At 51.7% G+C, this 21,785-nt stretch carries 17 protein-coding genes; all 17 read left to right on the forward strand.

Annotated features, from left to right (window positions below):
• Positions 1 to 55 precede the first annotated feature (55 nt).
• Positions 56 to 1,330: an RIP metalloprotease RseP gene (rseP, locus tag NSU14_RS11305; RefSeq protein ID WP_042138122.1), complete on the forward strand. Its 1,275-nt coding sequence runs from the start codon at positions 56 to 58 to the stop codon at positions 1,328 to 1,330.
• A gap of 99 nt (positions 1,331 to 1,429) precedes the next feature.
• Positions 1,430 to 2,878, forward strand: coding sequence for a proline--tRNA ligase (gene proS, locus NSU14_RS11310; protein WP_340944808.1), 1,449 nt, complete (start codon positions 1,430 to 1,432; stop codon positions 2,876 to 2,878).
• 160 nt (positions 2,879 to 3,038) lie between these two features.
• Positions 3,039 to 7,364: a PolC-type DNA polymerase III gene (locus NSU14_RS11315; RefSeq protein WP_340944810.1), complete on the forward strand. Its 4,326-nt coding sequence runs from the start codon at positions 3,039 to 3,041 to the stop codon at positions 7,362 to 7,364.
• Between the two features lie 180 nt (positions 7,365 to 7,544).
• Positions 7,545 to 8,012 (forward strand): ribosome maturation factor RimP, encoded by a 468-nt coding sequence (gene rimP, locus NSU14_RS11320; protein ID WP_039295269.1) that lies wholly within the window; start codon positions 7,545 to 7,547, stop codon positions 8,010 to 8,012.
• A 26-nt stretch (positions 8,013 to 8,038) separates the two neighbouring features.
• Positions 8,039 to 9,136 carry a transcription termination factor NusA gene (nusA, locus tag NSU14_RS11325; protein WP_039295270.1) on the forward strand — a complete coding sequence of 366 codons (1,098 nt, stop codon included), beginning with the start codon at positions 8,039 to 8,041 and terminating at the stop codon, positions 9,134 to 9,136.
• A 30-nt stretch (positions 9,137 to 9,166) separates the two neighbouring features.
• Positions 9,167 to 9,475, forward strand: coding sequence for an RNase P modulator RnpM (gene rnpM, locus NSU14_RS11330; RefSeq protein ID WP_036692616.1), 309 nt, complete (start codon positions 9,167 to 9,169; stop codon positions 9,473 to 9,475).
• A complete protein-coding gene (locus tag NSU14_RS11335) occupies positions 9,468 to 9,791 on the forward strand; it encodes a YlxQ family RNA-binding protein (RefSeq protein WP_039295273.1) in 324 nt (107 codons plus the stop codon). Before rnpM ends, NSU14_RS11335 begins: the two co-directional genes overlap by 8 nt.
• Positions 9,784 to 12,489 carry a translation initiation factor IF-2 gene (gene infB / locus NSU14_RS11340; RefSeq protein ID WP_340948926.1) on the forward strand — a complete coding sequence of 902 codons (2,706 nt, stop codon included), beginning with the start codon at positions 9,784 to 9,786 and terminating at the stop codon, positions 12,487 to 12,489. Before NSU14_RS11335 ends, infB begins: the two co-directional genes overlap by 8 nt.
• An 18-nt stretch (positions 12,490 to 12,507) precedes the next feature.
• Positions 12,508 to 12,855, forward strand: a complete 348-nt coding sequence (gene rbfA, locus NSU14_RS11345) for a 30S ribosome-binding factor RbfA (RefSeq protein WP_039294844.1) — start codon at positions 12,508 to 12,510, stop codon at positions 12,853 to 12,855.
• Positions 12,856 to 12,882: 27 nt separating this feature from the next.
• Entirely contained in the window at positions 12,883 to 13,863 is a 981-nt protein-coding gene (locus NSU14_RS11350; RefSeq protein ID WP_039294842.1) for a DHH family phosphoesterase, read from the forward strand.
• Complete coding sequence (truB, locus tag NSU14_RS11355; protein ID WP_042138116.1) at positions 13,860 to 14,774, forward strand: tRNA pseudouridine(55) synthase TruB; 915 nt, start codon at positions 13,860 to 13,862, stop codon at positions 14,772 to 14,774. Before NSU14_RS11350 ends, truB begins: the two co-directional genes overlap by 4 nt.
• A gap of 37 nt (positions 14,775 to 14,811) precedes the next feature.
• On the forward strand, positions 14,812 to 15,759 hold the full coding sequence (locus tag NSU14_RS11360; protein WP_042138114.1) for a bifunctional riboflavin kinase/FAD synthetase: 948 nt from the start codon (positions 14,812 to 14,814) through the stop codon (positions 15,757 to 15,759).
• A 150-nt stretch (positions 15,760 to 15,909) separates the two neighbouring features.
• Entirely contained in the window at positions 15,910 to 16,179 is a 270-nt protein-coding gene (gene rpsO, locus NSU14_RS11365) for a 30S ribosomal protein S15 (RefSeq protein WP_019910460.1), read from the forward strand.
• A gap of 222 nt (positions 16,180 to 16,401) precedes the next feature.
• Entirely contained in the window at positions 16,402 to 18,504 is a 2,103-nt protein-coding gene (pnp, locus tag NSU14_RS11370) for a polyribonucleotide nucleotidyltransferase (protein ID WP_039294832.1), read from the forward strand.
• A gap of 257 nt (positions 18,505 to 18,761) precedes the next feature.
• Positions 18,762 to 19,748, forward strand: a complete 987-nt coding sequence (locus tag NSU14_RS11375) for a polysaccharide deacetylase family protein (RefSeq protein ID WP_340944814.1) — start codon at positions 18,762 to 18,764, stop codon at positions 19,746 to 19,748.
• A gap of 79 nt (positions 19,749 to 19,827) precedes the next feature.
• The gene (locus NSU14_RS11380) at positions 19,828 to 21,093 is read left to right on the forward strand and encodes a M16 family metallopeptidase (protein ID WP_042138111.1); all 1,266 of its coding nucleotides are present in this window, start codon (positions 19,828 to 19,830) and stop codon (positions 21,091 to 21,093) included.
• Positions 21,071 to 21,517, forward strand: coding sequence for a dUTP diphosphatase (dut, locus tag NSU14_RS11385; RefSeq protein ID WP_179093590.1), 447 nt, complete (start codon positions 21,071 to 21,073; stop codon positions 21,515 to 21,517). The genes NSU14_RS11380 and dut overlap by 23 nt, the downstream gene beginning before the upstream one ends.
• Positions 21,518 to 21,785: the final 268 nt, after the last annotated feature.

Here is a 21,785-nt window from a genome sequence, read left to right on the forward strand (position 1 = left end):
GATAAATTAAGAGGACATACTTCGGTCTTACACCTAAAGGGGGGAATGTTTCGCAATGGAGATGGTAAGAGTCGTTTTTTTGACGGTATTTATGTTCTTTGTTCTGGTGACCGTCCATGAATGGGGACATTATTATTTTGCCAAACGCGCCGGAATTCTTGTGAGGGAATTTGCTATCGGTTTCGGTCCGAAACTGTTTTCTTATAAACGCAATGAAACCCAGTTCACGCTTCGCCTGCTGCCGTTTGGGGGATATGCCCGGATGGCCGGAGAGGATCCGGAAATGATTGAGATCGGTCCCGGACAGACCATTGCGGTCAGACTGGGCCAGGATAATAAGGTGAAGAATATTTACCTGGATTCACTGGATACACGCAGAAATGTAATCCGCGGTGAAGCACAATTCACGGATCTTGAGAATGAGCTGAAAATCCGTCTCGATGTGGATGGTGAAGTAACCACATACGACGTACATCCGCAGGCGATGATGATTAAGGGAAGCCAGCAGACGCAGATCGCGCCCAAAGACCGCCAGTTCGGCAGTAAAAGCGTGGGCCAGCGCGCGGTGGCGATCTTGGCCGGTCCGGTGATGAACTTCATTCTGGCTTTTGTGCTGTTCGCACTTCATCTGCAAATGGCCGGTATCCAGGTGGAGAATCCGACCTATGTGAAGATCGGTGATGTAAGTGAAGGAATGCCGGCCCAGGAAGCCGGTCTGCAGAAAGGCGACATTGTCGTAGCCGTTAACGGCGAAACTATCGGTGGAGATTACCAGAAAATGATCTCGCTCACCTCTGCGTCCAAGGGCAAAGAGATGAAGTGGACACTGCAGCGCGGCGATGAAACGCTTAATGTAGCTATGATTCCCCGCAGTATGGAAGGGGAGGAAGGCGGCAAAGTCGGGATCACTCCGGAACTTCCTACTCGCAAGGCCGGGGTTGGTGAGACTATCACCAAGTCAGGAACTGCCATGGTGGATACCACGAAGCTGATCTTCATCGGCTTCAAGCAGCTGATCAACAAGTTCAATATGGATGATATCTCCGGACCCGTGGGAACCTTCCAGCTGACCGGACAGATTGCCCAGCAGGGGATTCAGTATTTGACTTATTGGGCGGCTATTCTCAGCCTGTATCTCGGGATCTTCAACCTGCTGCCGATTCCTGCACTTGACGGAAGCCGGCTCGTGTTTCTCGGCGTGGAGGCGCTGCGCGGTAAGCCGGTGGACCCGAACCGCGAAGGCATGGTCCATTTCGTAGGCTTTGCGCTGCTGTTCCTGGTGATGATTGCTGTGACTTATAATGATATATTACGCCTCATAAGCGGCTGATTTGTTCACATTACATTCTTTTGGGGTCCCCGCAAAGCTCTTGACAGCTTCACTTGTTAACCGGCGCTTTGCGGGGCGAATTTAGGAGGATCTCTTTACATGGCAAAAGACAAGCAGTTCGTTACGGAAATCACGCCGCAGGGCGAAGATTTCTCACGCTGGTATATTGATGTGATCAAAAAAGCGGACCTGATGGATTATTCTCCGGTCCGCGGCTGTATTGTGTTCAAACCGGACGGCTACGAGATCTGGGAACATATCCAGGAGGAGATGAACCGCCGCCTCAAGGAAACCGGACACCGCAATGCCTACTTCCCGCTGTTTATTCCGGAGAGCTTTTTCCAGAAGGAGAAAGAACATGTTGAGGGCTTCAATCCGGAGCTGCCTTGGGTGACTGAAGCTGGTGGCGATGTGCTGGAAGAACGTCTGGCAATCCGTCCTACTTCCGAGACCATGTTCGGCCACATGTATTCCAAATGGATTCAGTCCTACCGTGACCTTCCGGTGCTGATTAACCAATGGGCTAATGTAGTCCGCTGGGAAAAACGTACACTGCCGTTCATCCGTACTACGGAATTCCTCTGGCAGGAAGGCCATACCGCGCATGAGAATGAGACGGAAGCGCGTGAAGAAACGATGAAGATGCTGGATAACTACCGTGATTTCGTAGAGACTTTTCTGGCGATTCCGGTGGTTACCGGACAGAAGACACCATCCGAGCGGTTCGCTGGTGCGGTAGATACGTATTCCATTGAAGCAATGATGAAAGATGGACGGGCTGTGCAGGCGGCTACCTCGCATTATCTGGGTACCAAGTTCGCAGTTGCCTTTGATATCCAATACTTAAGCCGTGATAATGTACTTGAATATGCACATACAACCTCATGGGGCTCTACAACCCGTCTAATCGGCTCACTGATCATGGTGCATGGGGATGACCGCGGACTGGCTTTGCCGCCGAAGGTAGCGCCTACTCAGGTCATTATGATTCCGATCGGGCCGCCTAAGACCCGTGAAGCAGTGATCGGGCGCACAGATGAGCTGTTCAAAGAGCTGAAGAGTGCCGGAATCCGCGTACGTGTTGACGACCGCGCTGATGTTACACCGGGCTGGAAGTTTAATGAATACGAAATGCGCGGTGTACCGGTACGTCTGGAGCTTGGACCGCGTGATATGGAGAACGGAGTCTGCGTAATCGTATCCCGGATCAGCGGAGAGAAGAAGATTATCCAGCAGGAGAATCTGGTTGAAGAAGTGAAGGCTATGCTGGAGCAGGTTCACCAGGAAATGTTCGAGCGGGCTCTGAAGTTCCGTGAGGATCATTTCTATTCTGTAGATACCTTAGAGCAAATGAAGGAATCCATGGAAGAGAAGCGCGGCTTTGCACTTGCAGGCTGGTGCGGCTCGGAGGAATGTGAATCCAAGGTGAAGGAAGAAACAGGCGCAGGCAGCCGTAATATTCCGTTCAATCCGTCCGAAACGAAAGAGACTTGTATTTGCTGCGGTCAGCCGGCCCTGCATACAGTTGTATTCGCCAAAGCGTATTAAGCGGCAACTTCAATTTTTATTTGATCCTTTATATTAGCTTCTGGCGAGAGGAGTCGGCGGGCCGCAATTACCCAATGCTTTTTGAACCGGAAGCTTTTCTTACTATAATAGAATTATAATATGGGTATAGCTAATTATTGCCGAGTTAGGTGGGGAAACCATGGAGCTAAACGTGGAGAGAAGAAAAAGGTTCGAGCTGTTAATGAAGCAGGGGGAAATTCCACCGGCCATTATTGATCCCTACTTTTTGGACGGGCAGATCGAGCGTGTGGAAATCAGCCGCGGTAACCGTGACTGGCATATTGTAATTGCGAAAGACAGCCTGGTTCCGGCCCAGACCTACCGGACCTTTGTCCTTAGAATGCGTGAGAAGCTGCAGCATATTGCCAAAGTCAGCTTCTTGTTCCTATATGATGACACAATCAACAGAGCGGATATTGTACAGGAGTACTGGGGAATGTTCCTCGAGTGGGTCCAGCGAGAGATCCCATCCGTTAACGGATGGCTGACGCGCTCCAGTCAGGACCTGCAGGACGGTATGCTTTTGCTTAGCCTGAGTGATTCCATGTCTCTTGAACTGGCCCGTAAAAAGGGCATCGAAGCAGCCATTATTAAATATTATGATAAATATTTCGGGCTTACCCTTAAGGTGAAGCTGCAGATTGCCGAGAACGAGAGCAAAGCGGATGCCTACGAGGAATTCCAGCAGAAACTCCAGCAGGAACAGCGTGAACTGGTAGAGATGATGATGATGGCCAGCGAACCGGACGAGCCTGAGGAACCCGGTGATCCGAATGAGGTAATTAAGCTTCAGATCGGATATGAGATCAAAGAGCAGGCCGTATCGATTCTGGACATCCAGGATGAAGAGAAGAAGATCACGATTCAAGGTACGATTTTTGGACTCGACACCAAAGAGCTGCGTAACGGCAACACGCTCTATACCTTCTGCATCACCGACTTCACCGACTCACTGCAGATGAAGATGTTTGCGAAGACCAAGGAAGACCTTAAAGTGATGGGGCAGCTGGCCAACGGTAAGTGGGTGCGGGCACGCGGCAAAGTTGAATACGACCGCTTCATGCAAATTCCGGAACTGGTGATGATCCCGTCGGATTTGTCGGAAGTCTCTGCACCGCCGGCGCGTAAGGACAATGCCAAGCAGAAGCGGGTGGAATTCCATCTGCATACCACAATGAGTACGATGGATGCAGTGGCAACCATCACCGATTATGTCAAAACCGCTGCGAAATGGGGACACCCGGCACTGGCTGTTACGGATCACGGTAATGTCCAGAGCTTCCCGGATGCGAACCATGCTGCACATAAGCATAAGCTCAAAATGCTCTATGGTGTGGAAGCCAACGTCGTAAATGATGCTGTAAACATCGTGGAGAATGCACAGCCCCTGGAGCTCAAAACAGCAACCTATGTCGTATTTGACATCGAAACCACCGGTCTGTCGATCACGCGCAACAATATTACAGAGCTTGCAGCAATTAAAATGTGCGAAGGCAAAGAGCTGGACCGTTATACAACCTTCGTTAATCCGCATGAAAAGATTCCTTACCATATCCAGCAGCTGACCAACATTACCGATGAAATGGTCAAAGACGCTCCTGATCTGGAACCTGTACTCAAAGAGTTCGTTGAGTTTATCGGCGACAGCATTCTGGTAGCCCACAATGCACGGTTTGATATGGGGTTCATTCAGGCTTCCCTGAAGAAGCTGGGACAGCCGCAGCTGCCGAATCCTTCGCTGGATACGCTGGAGCTTGCGCGTTTGCTCTTCCCGACGATGAAGAACCACCGGCTCAATACACTCGCTGACAAGTACAAAGTGCTGCTGGAGAGCCATCACCGGGCGGTGGACGATACGATTGCCCTGGGCGGTATCCTTAATGGATTACTCGCGGATGCGGAAAAGATGAAAGGGTTAACCCGGCTTGACCGGCTGAATGATTATGTAGGCAATGACCTCTCGAATGTACGGCCGTTTCACTGCGGCATTTATGCATTGAATCCGACCGGCAAAAAGAATCTCTACAAGCTGATCTCCATGTCGCACACGGAGTATTATAAACGGGTACCCTGTATCCCCAAATCGAAGCTTGAGGAACACCGGGACGGGCTGATTGTCATCTCCGGCTGTGAGCGCGGTGAGTTCTTTGAAGCGGTGCTGAACAAGACGGTGGAGGAGGCCATTGAGGTCGCCCAGTTCTATGACGTTCTGGAGATTCAGCCGCTGACCATGTACATGCATCTGGTGGATAAAGGCTTCGTGGCCAGCGCCGAGGATTTACGCGGTGTTGTGCGCAAGATATGTGAAATCGGCGACCAGATGAACAAGCCGGTCATTGCCACCGGCAACGTGCATTACCTGGAGCCGCGTGACAAGCTGTTCCGTGATATTACAATTCACGGGATTACCGGCTTCAGTCCGCTGAAGGACCAGCGTAAACCAGATGCCCATTTCAGGACCACCGAGGAAATGCTTACGGAATTTGAGTTCCTGGGCCCGGAAAAAGCGATGGAGGTCGTGGTCACCAATACCGTGGAGCTGGCCGAACGTTTCGAGGAATATGATCTGTTCCCGAGCGAGCTGTTCACCCCGATTATTGAAGGAGCGGATGATGAGATCCGCAATACCTGCTATGAGACAGCCAAATCAATTTACGGCGAGGATTTGCCGGAGGTTGTAGTAGCCCGTCTGGAGAAGGAACTCGCCCCGATTATTAAATACGGCTTCTCTGCCAACTATCTGATCTCGGAACGGCTCGTTAAAAAGTCGAACCAGGATGGATATCTCGTCGGCTCGCGTGGATCGGTAGGGTCGTCCGTTGTTGCAACGTTCCTTGGTATTTCTGAGGTTAATCCGCTGCCGGCCCACTATATCTGCACGAATTCGGAGTGCAGGCATAGTGAATGGTTCCTTGACGGCAGCGTGCCGAGCGGTTTCGACCTGCCGGACAAGGCCTGTCCGGACTGCGGCGGGAATCTGAAGGGTGAAGGCCAGGATATCCCGTTTGAGACGTTCCTGGGCTTCAAGGGGGATAAGGTTCCCGATATCGACCTTAACTTCTCCGGGGAGTATCAGCCGAATGCCCACAATTTTACCAAAACAATGTTTGGACCTGACAATGTATTCCGGGCAGGCACCATCGGTACCGTAGCTGAGAAGACCGCCTTCGGGTTCACAAAGAAATATGAAGAGCATCACCAGAAACGCTGGCGCGGAGCCGAGATAGGCCGTCTGGCGGCAGGCTGCACGGGTGTGAAGCGCAGTACGGGGCAGCATCCCGGCGGTATCGTTGTTTTGCCGGATTATATGGAGATTGAAGATATTACCCCTGTGCAGTTCCCGGCGGATGATGTTACGGCTGAGTGGAAAACAACCCATTTTGACTATCATGCCTTCGATGCCAACCTGTTGAAGCTTGATATTCTGGGCCATGATGATCCGACCATGATGCGCATGCTGCAGGATCTGACCGGCGTGGACCCGACCACCATTCCGATGAATGATCCGAAGGTGATGAGCATGTTCAACTCCACAGATGCGCTCGGGGTAAGACCGGATCAGATCCGGACCCCTGTAGCTACCTACGGAGTACCGGAAATGGGGACGAAATTCGTCCGCCAGATGCTCGTGGAAGCCAAGCCTTCCAGCTTTGCCGACTTGCTGCAGATTTCAGGCTTGTCCCACGGGACCGGTGTGTGGCTGGGGAATGCCCAGGAGCTCATCAAGAACAATACCTGCAACATCAAGACGGTTATCGGCTGCCGTGATGATATCATGCTCTACCTGATTTATAAGGCCGATATGGATGCCAGCCTGGCCTTCAAAATTACGGAAAGTGTGCGTAAAGGGAAGGGGCTTCCGCCCGAGTGGATCGAAGAGATGAAGAAATGCAAGGTGCCGCAGTGGTACATTGATTCCTGTCTCAAAATCCAATACATGTTCCCGAAGGCGCATGCGGCAGCGTATGTCATCTCTGCAGTGCGGACCGCCTTCTTCAAGCTGTATTATCCGATTGAATATTATGCGACTTACTTCTCTGTCCGTGCCGCTGATTTCGATATTGAACTCTGCTGCAAGGGATATGAGGCCATTGGTCGCCAGATTGTAGAGATCGAGCAAAAAGGCTTCCAGGCGCTGCCGAAGGAAAAAGCGATGCTTCCGGTACTGGAAATGGCACTGGAGATGACTGCCCGCGGCTTCACCTTCAAAAATATCGATCTGTACCGTTCCGATGCCACCAAATTCACCGTTGACGGCACCAGCCTGATTCCGCCGTTCTCTTCGCTTGCGGGTATTGGTGACAATGCCGCGATCAATATTGCGGCAGCCAAGGATGCCGGCGAATTCCTCTCCATTGAGGACTTCCAGCAGAAATCCAAAGCCAGTAAAACGGTGATTGAGCTGCTTAACGGAATGGGCTGCTTCCGCGGATTGCCGGAGAGCAACCAGCTGTCATTATTCTAAATTTCGCTGCAAATCATGCTTTGAAATAAGGGAGTCAAGGGCTGGTACTTGTCAGTGCAGACTCACTATGGTATAATTTTTTTGGTAATAATGAGATAAGTCCGTTGTGTAAAGAGTGGGGAAACCCACTCTTTATCTTTGGTATATAGCAAAAGACAAGTTCGTGGAGGTAATCTTCTTTTGAGCACACCCAAATCCAAAATTAAACAGACGGTAGAGCAACTGCTTGGGTCCTATCTCGAGGACAATGGTTTCGAACTGGTGGACGTTGAATACGTGAAAGAAGGCTCCAATTGGTTCCTGCGCGTATTCGTAGATAAAGAAGGCGGCATCGATATCGATGACTGCGGCACCATCAGCGAATATATCAGCCAGAAGCTGGATGAGAATGATCCGTTTCCCGAAGCTTATTTCCTTGAGGTTTCCTCGCCCGGAGCTGAACGTCCGCTCAAGAAAGCTGCGGATGTTGCCAAAGCGGTTGGCAAGGATGTATATGTAACGGTGTATGAGCCGATTCAAGGACTCAAAGAATTCGAAGGTCGTTTGCTCTCGTTCGAGAACGAGGAACTGCTCATCTCCGCGGGCAAAAAAGAACATGTAGTACCGTACGCCAAGGTCGCCAGTGCGAGATTGGCCATTATTTTTTAACGTCTTGAAAGGGGGACCGGAATTTCATGAGTATGGAGTTTATCGAAGCTATGAATGAACTGGAAAGGGAGAAAGGCATCAGCAAGGATGTGCTGTTTGAAGCCATCGAAGCTGCGCTGATCTCCAGCTATAAACGCAATTTCAATGCGGCGCAGAATGTGCGTGTGGATATGAACCGCAACACAGGTGTAATCAAGGTTTTTGCCCGCAAGCTGATTGTGGAGGAGGTTCTGGACTCACGGACAGAGATTTCTCTGCCGGGAGCCCGGGAGATCAACCCGCATTTCCAGCTGGAGGATATTGCCGAACTCGAAGTTACACCGCGTGATTTCGGGCGCATAGCTGCCCAGACTGCCAAGCAGGTTGTTACACAGCGTATCCGCGAAGCGGAACGCGGACTTATCTATAACGCTTTTATTGACAAGGAAGATGATATTGTTACCGGCCTTGTCCAGCGTCAGGATATGCGCAACATTTATGTGGATCTTGGTAAAATCGAGGCGGTTCTGCCGCTGGGCGAGCTTATGCCGGGCGAGAAATTCAAGCAGAGCGAGCGTATCAAGGCTTATATCACCAAGGTGGAGAATACGACCAAAGGACCGCAGATCATGCTGTCCCGCAGTCATCCGGGTCTGCTGAAGCGTCTGTTCGAGCTGGAAGTGCCGGAGATTTTTGACGGAGTGGTGGAGATTCGTTCCGTTGCCCGCGAAGCCGGCTTCCGTTCCAAAATCGCCGTGTTCTCGCGTAACCCTGAAGTCGATCCCGTTGGTTCCTGCGTAGGCCCTAGAGGTACACGTGTTCAGACCATCGTAACCGAACTTCGCGGCGAGAAGATTGATATCGTACGGTATTCCGAGCTCGTGCAGGAGTATGTGGCCAATGCGCTCAGCCCGTCCAAAGTGCTTGAAGTTCAGGTCTTTGAAGCTGAGAAAATGGCGCGTGTCATCGTTCCTGATTATCAATTGTCGCTGGCGATCGGCATCAAAGGGCAGAATGCCCGTCTTGCTGCTAAGCTGACCGGCTGGAAAATTGATATCAAGAGTGAGACTCAGGCAGAGCAGGAATACGGCAGACCCAGAACTTCTAATGATGAAATGCATCAGGATTCCGTCTCCATCGATTAATGAATCTGCTGACTGACGGGAGGCGCTACTATGAAGCAAAGAAAGGTGCCGCTGCGCAAATGCGTTGCCAGCCAAGAGATGATGCCCAAAAAAGAGCTGATTCGCGTGGTGAGAACGCCTGAGGGTGAAGTGCTCATTGACCTGACGGGCAAGAAGTCGGGCCGTGGTGCTTATATCTGCGGTAAACTGGAATACTTTAAGCTGGCACAAAAGACCAAAGCACTTGACCGAGCATTGAAATGTCAAGTGAGTCCTGAAATCTACGCCCAGCTTGCCCGGGATTTTGCATCCGTGGAGGAGCAATTTTTGGCAGCGAAGGATAGTGAGGACAATGAGTAAGACTCTTTCTTATTTAGGGCTTGCGATGAGAGCAGGCAAGATTGTCACCGGCGACGAGGCTGTGCTTAAGGCAGTGCGGTCTTCAGAGGCGAGGCTGGTCGTCCTGGCAGGTGACGCTTCAGATAATACCCAAAAGAAGTTCCGCGATAAGTGCGGGACCTACGATATTCCACTAGTAATCGCATTTCACCGGGATGAACTCGGTGCAAGTATTGGTAAAGACCAGCGCGTAGTGCTGGCCGTTACGGATAAAGGATTCGCGGAAATGATCTCCAGAACGCTTGGAGATACTGTCGGAGGTGGAGTTATTGACTAAAGAAGACAATAAGGATAAACTGCGCGTGTATGAATACGCGAAGTCACTGAACATGAGCAGTAAAGAAATCATTACAATTCTGAAGCGTTTGAATGTCCCTGTGAATAATCATATGAGTGTCATGGAGAATGGCTCCGTGAACAAAGTTGAACAGTTCTTCAAGGACATCAAGTCAAACGCTGCAGCCAAGCGGGACACCGGCACCAGCAGCCGTCCGGTAACCACCGGCGCGGTAACAGCCGAACCCCAAAGTGCTCAGAATGCCAACAAAAATCAACCGGAAAAGCAGGTAGGTATGAACAGTAACCAAAACAACAACCAATCGACGACGTCCCCAAGGCCCCAAAGCGGACAAGATTCCCGCAGAACACAAACAACAGGTACAGCTCAGAATTCACGCCCGCAAGGCAGTTCCACTGGTAGCCGCCCGCAAGGCAGTTCCACTGGCAGCCGCCCGCAAGGCAGCTCAACCACTGGCAGCCGCCCGCAAGGCAGCTCCACCGGCGGCAGCCGTCCGCAAGGCAGCTCGACTGGCGGTAGCCGTCCACAAGGCAGCTCCACCGGCGGCAGCCGTCCGCAGGGCAGCTCCACTGGCGGCAGCCGTCCGCAGGGCAGCTCCACTGGCGGCAGCCGTCCGCAGGGCAGCTCCACCACTGGCAGCCGTCCGCAAGGTCAAGGCGGCGCACCCCGTACAGGTGACCGTCCACAAGGTCAAGGTACTGCACCACGCACGGGCGACCGCCCGCAGGGTCAAGGCAACGCAGGCGGAGATTTCTCCCGCGGCGGCGACAGAGGTCCGAAGAAGAATGCTACTGGCGGCAGACCGAACAATAACAGCGGCCAGAAACGTTTTGATGACGGCAAAGGCGGCAACTTCCGCGGCCGTGGCGGCAAGAACAACCGCGGCAGAAACCAGCCGATGGTACACCGTGAGAAGATTGACAACACACCGAAGAAGATTATTGTCCGCGGCAGCATGACGGTTGGTGAGACCGCGAAGCTGCTTCACAAGGATGCTTCGGAAGTGATTAAGAAGCTGATCTCGATGGGCGTTATGGCCACGATCAATCAGGAGCTTGACATCGACACGATCCTTCTTCTGGCCGGCGAGTTCGGTGTAGAAGTAGAAGTGAAGATCCCGGTAGATGAAGACAGCTTCGAAACCGTGGAAGAGAACGATTCCGACGATGATCTGCAGTCCCGTCCTCCGGTTGTAACGATCATGGGTCACGTTGACCATGGTAAAACAACCTTGCTCGATGCCATCCGTTCCACGAACGTAACTGGCGGAGAAGCAGGCGGAATTACGCAGCACATCGGTGCTTACCAAGTCGAAATCAACCACAAGAAAATCACGTTCCTTGATACACCGGGCCATGAAGCGTTCACCGCTATGCGTGCCCGTGGTGCCCAGGTTACGGATATGACGATTATCGTTGTAGCTGCCGATGACGGTGTTATGCCGCAGACGGTAGAAGCAATCAACCATGCCAAGGCGGCCGGACTTCCGATCATTGTTGCAGTTAACAAGATCGACAAGCCAGGTGCGGACCCTGATAAGGTGAAGCAGGAGCTTACAAGCTATGAGCTGGTTCCGGAAGAGTGGGGCGGCGATACGATCTTCGTCAACCTGTCGGCCAAACAGCGCATCAACCTGGAAGAGCTGCTGGAAATGATTCTGCTCGTTGCTGAAGTAAATGAGTACAAAGCGAACCCGGACAAACGGGCACGCGGTACTGTTATAGAAGCTGAGCTTGACAAAAACCGTGGACCGGTTGCCCGTATTCTCGTACAGAACGGTACGCTGAAAGTCGGCGACGCCTTTGTAGCAGGTAACTGCTTCGGACGCGTACGTGCCATGGTCAATGACAAGGGACGCAAAATCAAAGAAGCGGGACCTTCCACACCAGTGGAAATTACCGGTTTGACTGAAGTGCCGCAGGCGGGCGATCCGTTTATGGCCTTTGAAGATGAGCGCAAGGCCCGTGCGATTGCGGACAGACGTTCGACTACGCAGCGCCAGTCTGAGCTGAACACGAACACCCGTGTAACATTGGATGATCTGTTCAAGCACATCAAGGACGGAGAGATCAAAGATCTCAACGTGATTATCAAGGGTGACGTACAAGGTTCGGTAGAGGCGCTGAAAGGCTCCCTGGCCAAGATCGAAGTTGAAGGTGTTCGCGTGAAGATCCTTCACAGCGGTGCCGGAGCGATTACGGAATCCGACATTACCTTGGCAGCAGCATCCAACGCTATTGTCATCGGCTTCAATGTTCGTCCGGATACCCAGACGAAAGCTGCAGCGGAGCAGGAGAAAGTGGATGTGCGTCTGCATAACATCATCTACAATGTAATCGAAGAAATTGAAAGTGCCATGAAGGGGATGCTTGATCCCATCTACAAAGAGAATGTTATCGGCCATGCTGAAGTGCGCAATGTGTTCAAAATCAGCAAAGTGGGTACCATTGCAGGTTGTATGGTTACTTCCGGCAAAATTGCCCGCAACGCTGAAATGCGCCTGATCCGCAGCGGTATCGTTGTCTTCACAGGCAAGATCGACACCTTGAAACGTTTCAAAGATGATGCTAAAGAAGTGGCGCAGGGTTATGAATGCGGCATAACTTTGGAACGCTATAATGATGTCGTTGAAGGCGACATTATCGAAGCGTTCATTATGGAAACGGTAGAGCGCTAAGCGAAGAGGTGAATATAGATGTCTAAAATCAGAGCCGGACGGGTTGGCGAACAGATTAAGAAAGAACTGAGCCAGCTCATCCAAAGCGGACTAAAGGACCCGCGCGTCGGGTTCGTAACTGTAACTGGCGTAGATGTGACAAATGATTTGTCACAGGCCAAGGTATACCTGAGCGTATTCGGGGACGAGGAGCAGAAGTCAGACTCGCTCAAGGCGATTGAGAAAGCTAACGGCTTTCTCCGCTCGGAGCTTGGCAAAGCAATCCGCCTGCGCCATACTCCAGAGCTGATCTTCAAGATTGACGAATCCGTTGCTTACGGAAGTCATATTGAGAAGCTGCTCGGAGAAATCGGCAAAACCGAATAGAGCTACGGAACATAAAGGAGACGGCGAATGCAGAGCTATGAACAAAGTCTCCAGCAGACCCGTAAGTTTCTGCTGGAACACGACGATTATCTTGTAGTGTCGCATGTTCAGCCGGACGGAGATGCAGTCAGCTCCACCCTCGCGGTGGGCTGGCTTCTCTCATGTCTGGGCAAAAAATATTGTATGCTGAACGAGGGCCAGATTCCGCAGCGTATGGAATATTTATGGCATGCCGATCAAATTGTCAATCTGTCTGCTGCGGGCGAACTGCCGCGCCAGTACAGCAATGTCATTTGTGTCGACTGTGCGGATTTTCAGCGTGTAGGACTTACCCAGCGTCATTTCACCAGTGATGCACTTATCGTAAATATAGATCATCATCCCACCAATAATGGGTACGGTGCCGTAACGCTCATCAAGCCGGATGCGGCTGCGACAGCAGAGATTCTGTTCGACCTGCTGAAGACGTTTGAGGTGGAATGGGATATCGATATTGCCACGGCCATTTATACCGGACTCTTAACAGATACCGGCGGTTTCCGTTATAACAACACTTCTCCTAAAGTGATGGCAGCTGTATCCGAACTGCTGGCATTAGGCGTGAATGGACCTGAACTGGCTGAGACCCTGCTTGAAGAGATGACTCTCCCGCAGGTGAAGGTGCTCAACCGGGCACTTAGTACACTGCAGCTCAGTCCTGAAGGGGATATTGCCTGGGTGTACGTCACACCGCAGGATATGCTGGATTGTAATGCGGCCAACGAGGATCTTGAAGGGATTGTCAATTATCCGCGTAATATCCGCGGTGTTGAAGTAGGCATTCTGTTCAAGGTAATCGATGAGCATGCGGTGAAGGCCAGCCTGCGTTCAGCAGGTAAGGTCGATGTCGCGGCGCTGGCGCAGGTCTTCGGCGGCGGCGGGCACACGCGTGCTGCGGGAGCCCGCATTAACGGAAGTCTTGAAGAGGCGGTAGCGCAGGTGCTTGAGGAGGTTAAACGTCATCTATGAGTGAACTTACAGGTGTTCTGGCCGTATATAAGCCGGCAGGGTTCACTTCACATGATGTTGTGGCCAAGGCGCGGCGGATTCTCGGCATGAAGCGGATAGGACATACCGGTACACTTGATCCCCAGGTGACCGGAGTGCTGCCGCTGTGCCTAGGACGGGCCACGCGGGTGGTTGAGTACATCCAGGAGCTTCCCAAGGAGTATGTTGCTACGCTGCGGCTGGGACTTGCCAGTGATACAGAGGATTTAACAGGGACGATTACGGAATCAGTTGAAGAGGTTCAGGTTACGGAAGCTGAAGTGCTGGCTGTCCTGAATTCCTTCAAAGGTGTGATTTCACAGGTTCCCCCGATGTATTCCGCAGTGAAGGTGGATGGCAAGCGTCTGTACGAGTTAGCCAGAGAAGGCAAGACGGTGGAACGTAAGAGCCGTGAAGTGGAAATTTATGAGATTGAAATGCAGGATATGGTCTGGAGCGGCAATTATCCCGATATCACGTTCCGGGTATTATGCTCCAAAGGAACGTACATCCGTACCCTATGCGTGGATATCGGGCGTGCGCTAGGAGTGCCGGGTGTGATGGTGAAGCTGGAGCGGACCATGTCGGCAGGGATATCTGCCAGTCATTGCCTGACCCTGGAGCAAATTGCTGAACATAAGGAAGCAGGTACGCTGGAAGAGCATTTAATTGCCGCCGATGAGGCGATTTCGCATTTGCCCAAACATATGGTAGCCGAGGAGAAGAAGAAAGCCGCCCTGCAAGGGCAGCGTCTGTCGCCCCGCTTTGTGGCACCTGAAGTGAAGGGCAGCGGAGATTTCCGGCTCTATGATCTGCAAGGGGAGTTTCTGGGCATCTATGCTTTAGAAGCTACCGGTGCGATTGCTCCTGTTAAAGTGTTTGCACAGGCTTAAACTTTTAATTTATTTGTGAATGTAGGTGAGAAACAGCGTGAGAACCGTAACCTTAAGCTATCCTATGTTGCCGGAGACGGCAGCAGAGTGGGCGCAGCCTCAAGTAGTTGCCCTGGGGCAGTTCGACGGACTGCACCGCGGACATGCCAGCGTCATAACATCTGCTGTAGCTCTTGCCCGCCAGGCAGGTGTACCTGCAGCTGTCATGACCTTTTACCCCCATCCTAAGGATGTTATGGGTAAAGGTGACTATGAAGGATATTTGACACCTTCCAGGGACAAGCAGGAGCTGCTTGCCGGGATGGGCGTTGATATTTTATATATTATTGCATTTAATGAAGAACTCTCCCGGGTTAGCCCGGTGGACTTTGTCTCTGTAATGCTGCTGCCGCTGCAGATTGTAACCGCCGTTGTCGGTTTCGACTTCCGGTTCGGCTACAAGGGCGAAGGTGATGCGGATACGCTTCGGGAGCTGGGGCAGGGTGTTATGAATGTAGAAACGGTCTCCCCGTTTCTTCTCGAAGGGGAGAAGGTCAGCAGCTCCGGCATCCGCAAGTGCCTGCTGACCGGGGAACTGGATAAAGCCAATGCCTGGTTTGGACGTTGTTATCACCTGCGCGGAATTGTAGGTCATGGAGAGAAGCGGGGCCGGACCATCGGGTTTCCAACGGCGAACCTGCAGCTCGAAGACCGCTATGTCATTCCGGCCAAAGGCGTGTATGCCGTCAAGGTATTTTACAAGGAAGATGTATTGTACGGTGTGATGAATGTCGGCGTGAAGCCTACGTTTCATGACGGGATGATTGCTCCAAGCTTCGAAGTGCATCTGTTTGATTTTGCGGGAGATATTTACGGGCAGGAGCTTAAGGTAGAGCTGGTCTCCTTTATCCGTTCTGAACGCAAGTTTGAGTCCATCCAGGCCTTGATCGCCCAGATCGGCGCAGATGCCGAGACAGCCAAAGGGCTTCTGGGATATCATTCCTAATCTTTCCCGGACATGCCGTTTACTTTTGTCTATGAAGGTGCTATACTGATTAACGTTGCTGGAATGACAGCAGCATAACCTTAGCTTGGTTGCTTGTTCTCACCGACGGTGACGAGGCTACTGGCGATTATAATGAAGGAGGTGAACAGGATGGCATTGACTCAAGAACGTAAACACCAATTGATCGACGAGCACAAAACTCACGAATCCGATACTGGATCCCCTGAGGTGCAAGTTGCTATCCTTACGGAGAACATCGTTAATTTGACTGACCACTTGCGTACGCACAAGAAGGATCATCATTCCCGTCGCGGACTGCTGAAGATGGTTGGACAACGTCGTAAACTGCTGGCGTATTTGAAGAACAAAGACATCAGACGTTACAGCGCCCTGATCGAAAAACTGGGATTGCGTCGTTAATTTTCCATAAGTAGAACCCTAAAGCAGCCTGGTTGTATACCGTATGTCCTTCTTACGAGCGACAGCGGGACAGCCGGGTTGCTTTTTGAAAATTTAGGGTAAACTTTTACAGTAGATAAGTGGATATTATTCGCAAAAACGGCTAGATCACCTCATGGAGGACAAGCCGTTTTTGCTTGTAGAACATACAGAACAAATTACTATCATTCAAGGAGGGGTTTTATGGAACAACGTGTGGAAATGCAGCTGGGCGGAAGACGCCTTGTGCTGGAAACAGGCCGTCTGGCCAAACAAGCGAACGCAGCCGTTATGGTGCGGTACGGAGATACTTCAGTATTGTGTACGGTTACAGCATCCAGTGAGCCTAAAGATCTTGATTTCTTCCCGCTTACGGTTAACTACGAAGAAAGATTGTACGCAGTGGGTAAAATCCCGGGCGGATTCATCAAGCGTGAAGGACGTCCAAGTGAAAAGGCGATCCTGTCGAGCCGTCTGACCGACCGTCCGATTCGTCCATTGTTCCCTGAAGGATTCCGCAATGACGTGCAAGTCTTGAACCTGGTTATGAGCGTGGATCAGGACTGTGCGCCTGATATTGCAGCTATGATCGGTACTTCCGCTGCTCTGAGTATTTCCGATGTGCCTTTCAACGGTCCAATCGGAGGCGTAGCTGTAGGACGTATTAACGGTGAATTCATCATCAACCCTGATGTAGCCCAGCAGGCAATCAGCGATATCTATGTCGTTGTAGCCGGTACTAAGGACGCTATCATGATGGTTGAAGCTGAAGCCAATGAAGTTACTGAAGATGTAATGCTAGAAGCGATCATGTTCGGACATGATGAAGTCCGCAAGATCGTAGCTGTGATTGAACAGCTCGTAGCCGTTGCCGGCAAAGAAAAGATGGCTGTGAAGCTGCATGCGGTTAACGCTGATGTAAACGCGCAGGTTCGTGCCTATGCGGAGAGCCGTCTGGTTGACGCCGTGAAGATTGCCGAGAAGCATGCCCGTCAGGATGCTATCGATCTGGTTAATAATGAAACGGTGGAGTATTTCGCAGAGAAATACATAGAGACACCAGAACTTCTTAAAGATGTTAAGGAAGTGCTGCATGATATCGTGAAGGACGAAGTAAGACGTCTGATCACCCATGATAAGGTACGTCCGGATGGCCGTAAGCTGGATGAGATTCGTCCGATTGAATGCGATACAGCGCTGCTGCCGCGTACACACGGTTCCGGTCTGTTCACACGCGGACAAACACAGATCCTTAGCGTTTGTACACTGGGCGCGCTGGGGGATGTACAGATTCTTGACGGAATCGATCCGGCTGAAACCAAACGTTTTATGCATCATTACAACTTCCCTCCGTTCAGCGTAGGGGAAGCCCGTCCGCTGAGAGCACCGGGACGCCGCGAAATCGGCCACGGCGCACTGGGTGAACGCGCATTGTCCAAAGTGATCCCAAGTGAAACTGAATTCCCGTACACCATCCGTCTCGTATCGGAAGCCATCGAATCCAATGGTTCGACTTCCCAGGCGAGTATCTGTGCCAGTATCCTGGCGATGATGGATGCAGGGGTGCCAATCAAGGCGCCGGTAGCCGGTGTTGCGATGGGTCTGATCAAAGACGGAGAGCATGTCTCCATCCTGACAGATATTCAGGGTATGGAAGATCACCTCGGCGATATGGACTTTAAGGTAGCGGGAACAGCGGAAGGCGTAACGGCGATTCAGATGGATATCAAAATCGACGGCATCGACCGTAAAATTCTGCAGGATGCGCTTCAGCAGGCCAAAGAAGGACGTATGTTCATCTTGGGTAAAATGAATGAAGCAATCTCTGCGCCTAGAACAAGCCTGTCCAAATATGCTCCAAAAATCATTATCATCAACATCAATCCGGACAAAATCCGCGATGTTATCGGTGCTGGCGGTAAGATCATTAACAAAATCATTGAAGAAACCGGCGTAAAGATCGACATCGAGCAGGATGGCCGTGTCTTCATCGGCTCCTCCAACGAAGAGATGATCCAGAAGGCCCGCGGCATTATCGAAGGCATTGTGCGTGAAGTACAGGTCGGCGAAATTTATGTCGGTACTGTTAGACGTATCGAGAAGTTCGGCGCATTCGTTGAACTGATTCCTGGTAAAGACGGCCTCGTGCATATTTCCCAGCTGTCCACAGAACGTGTGGCTAAAGTGGAAGATGTTGTTGCCATCGGCGATACCATTACCGTTAAGGTAACCGAAATCGACCAGCAGGGCCGCGTCAATCTGTCGCGCAAAGCTGTGCTGACTTCGGAAAGTGGAGCGAAGGCGTAAGAAATAGCATCGCCTGCGGTTTTCCGGTAATCTAATTAAATGTATGAAGAAGAGACAGAAGCATTACCGTTCTGGCTCTTTTTTTCTAGCAATTAACCGGCAGTACTCAGGTGCGGATTGTATATGGCAGTGGGCTGCCTCTATGCGTTTATGCATATTCGGCGCTTTTCATACATAGGCTGGGACAAAGCGTCCTTGCACTTTTACCCTTGTGCCGGGACGGATCAGACCGTTTCTGCCGGGGAGGAAAGACGTCAATGAAGACGGACAAAGCAGCGCTTGTGCTGGCCTGCATTGCAGTAGTAATCGGGATCGGCAGCACGAATGGACCGGTCAAAGAGATGATTGCCGGGCTTAAGCCGCAGGCCGATAAGGCTGTGCTGAGCTATGCGCCAAAGGAAACGAACGATGAATTGCGCGCGCAGATTGCCGGAAAGGCAGCGGAGCTGAATGCGCAGCCTGTTGATGCTGTCGTTGACCGGGTGTGGAAAGCCATACCGGGGTACAACGGACTTGAGGTGGATGTGGAGGCAACCTACCGGAACGCGCTTTTGCGGGGGCCGGCGGACAGCCTTAGACTGGTGTACCGCCAGACAGAGCCGAAGGTATCGCTGAGTGATCTGGGAGCGCAGCCGATCTACCGGGGCAATCCGGCCAAACCGATGGTGTCGCTGATGATTAATGTAGCGTGGGGGAACGAGTATATTGTGCCGATGCTGGATATTCTGGATGCGGAGAAGGTCAAGGTAACCTTTTTTCTGGATGGAAGCTGGCTTAGTCATAACAAGGAGCTTGCAGCCGAAATGCTGAAGCGCGGACATGAAGTGGAGAACCATGCCTACACCCATCCCAACATGAGTACACTCAGCCGCGCGCGGGCAACGGCCGAGATTGAGAAGACACAGAAGCTGCTGAAGGATAGCCTGGGGGTAACCAACAAATGGTTTGCTCCGCCTTCAGGTGATTTTAATCAGCAGACGGTGGAGATTGCAGCTTCGCTGGGACTAAAAACGGTCTTATGGACGCTTGATACGGTCGATTGGCGACATCCTTCTCCGGATTCGGTTATTGCCAAGATCAGCAGCAAAGCGGAGCCCGGAACCCTGGTACTGATGCACCCTACAGACTCCTCTTCCCAGGCGCTGAGGGGAATGATCCGGGGGATTAGAGCCAAGGGTCTGCAGCTGGGAACCGTCAGTCAGACACTCTCAACAGAGCGTATTACACCTCGGGAAGTTGAGTGAACGGATTATTTCTGATAGGATAAGAGGCGCGAATAATAAATACAGACAGATACAGGGGCTGTGCCAGGAGGATTTTACATTGGACAAAATATTATTATCGAACGGACTTCGGGTGGTTACCGAGAAAATCCCTACCGGAAGATCCGTATCCTTCGGAATCTGGGTCAAGACAGGCTCACGCAATGAGAACCCGCTGAACAACGGGATTTCCCATTTTATCGAGCATATGCTCTTCAAGGGAACTGACCGGTACAGCGCGAAGGAGATCGCCGAACAGTTTGATGCGATTGGCGGCAACGTTAACGCGTTTACCTCGAAGGAATATACATGCTATTATGCCAAAGTGCTGGATGAGCATCTGCCGATTGCTGTGGATGTGCTTGCGGATATGTTTTTCCGTTCACGGATGGATGCCGAAGAGCTGGCCAAGGAGAAGAATGTCATTCTGGAGGAAATCTCCATGTGCGAGGACACGCCGGATGATCTGGTCCATGAGCTGATGTGTGCCGCTGCATACGGCGAACACCCGCTGGCTTACACGATACTCGGACTCAAGGAACGTCTGCTGGAAATGACGCCGGATGACCTGCGTGCATACATGAAAGAGCAGTATACGATCGAGAATACAGTAATCAGCGTAGCCGGAAATATTAATGACGGGCTGATTGAGTTGCTGGAGCAGCATTTTGGCTCATTCGCGAACCACGGTGAATCGCCTTCGCTGACTGAACCGGATTATCAGGGGGAGCTGGTCTTCCACAAGAAGAAAACAGAGCAGAATCACATCTGCATCTCCTTGCCCGGTGTGAAGAGCGGCGGCCCTCTGCAGTATCCCATGGCTCTGCTGAACAATGCCTTCGGCGGCGGCATGAGCTCGCGGCTGTTCCAGGAAATCCGTGAGAAGCGCGGTCTGGCGTACTCAGTATTTTCGTATCATAGTGCCCAGGCCGACAGCGGCTTGTTCACCGTATATGCCGGCACAGCGCCGAAGCAGACCAAAGAGGTTACCGAGCTGATCAAAGAAATGCTGCACGATCTTGCTGTGAACGGCCTGAGTGAGGATGAACTCCGCAAAGGCAAGGAGCAGCTGAAAGGCAGTCTGATTCTGAGTCTGGAAAGCACCAGCAGCCGGATGAACCGGATGGGCAAAAACGAGCTGATGCTTGGACGGCAGGATACCCTCGATGAGATGATTGCCAAAATAGGGGCCGTGACCATGGAGGATATCAATGCGCTGCTGGACTTTATGTTCGCACAGCCGTTGTCTCTGGCTATGGTAGGCTCAACAGATAAAGCGATAGCCAATGTTAGGAGAGATGATCTTGTCTTATTACGTTCAAATTAACAAGCTTCCCGGGAATGAGGATGTGCAGCTGCCCTGCAAAATGTCCGAACAGGCCTCAGGGTATGACCTGTATGCCGCTGTAGCAGAGGCTGTGGTGCTTGCTCCGGGCGAGCGTGCATTAATCCCCACTGGAATCTCCCTGGCCATGCCGGACGGGCTGGAGGCGCAGATCCGTCCGCGCAGCGGCCTGGCCCTGAAGCACGGCATTACCTGCCTGAATACCCCGGGTACCATCGATGCGGATTACCGTGGTGAGATTAAGGTGCTGCTGATCAACCTGGGTCAGGAGCCGTTTGCGATTGCCCGCAATGAGCGGATTGCCCAAATGGTATTCCAGGCTGTGCCATCTGTAACGCTGGTGGAAGTCAGTGAGCTCTCTGAAACGGAGCGCGGCGCCGGCGGCTTTGGACATACGGGTAAATAATTAGCGGGATCAATATTTATGATTAATTTAAAAAGCTTGCGGAACTGCACTTTCCTGGTGCGTAACCGCAAGCTTTTTTTATATTTTGTCATATGCATAGATGATTTAGCTTCTATTTGGCTGAGCCGTTAGTCTGTCTTGCACAGGTATCTCATACTGCTTCTCCCGCGGGTAATCCCGGTGATCGATAATATCCTGAACCGTTGTATAGGCTTCGATATCAGGGGGAATTGCATTAGCCGGATCGCGGCTGGGGTCGGGGAGGGTG

This window comes from Paenibacillus sp. FSL R10-2771 (assembly GCF_038000205.1).
Lineage (GTDB): Bacteria > Bacillota > Bacilli > Paenibacillales > Paenibacillaceae > Paenibacillus_AQ > Paenibacillus_AQ phytohabitans.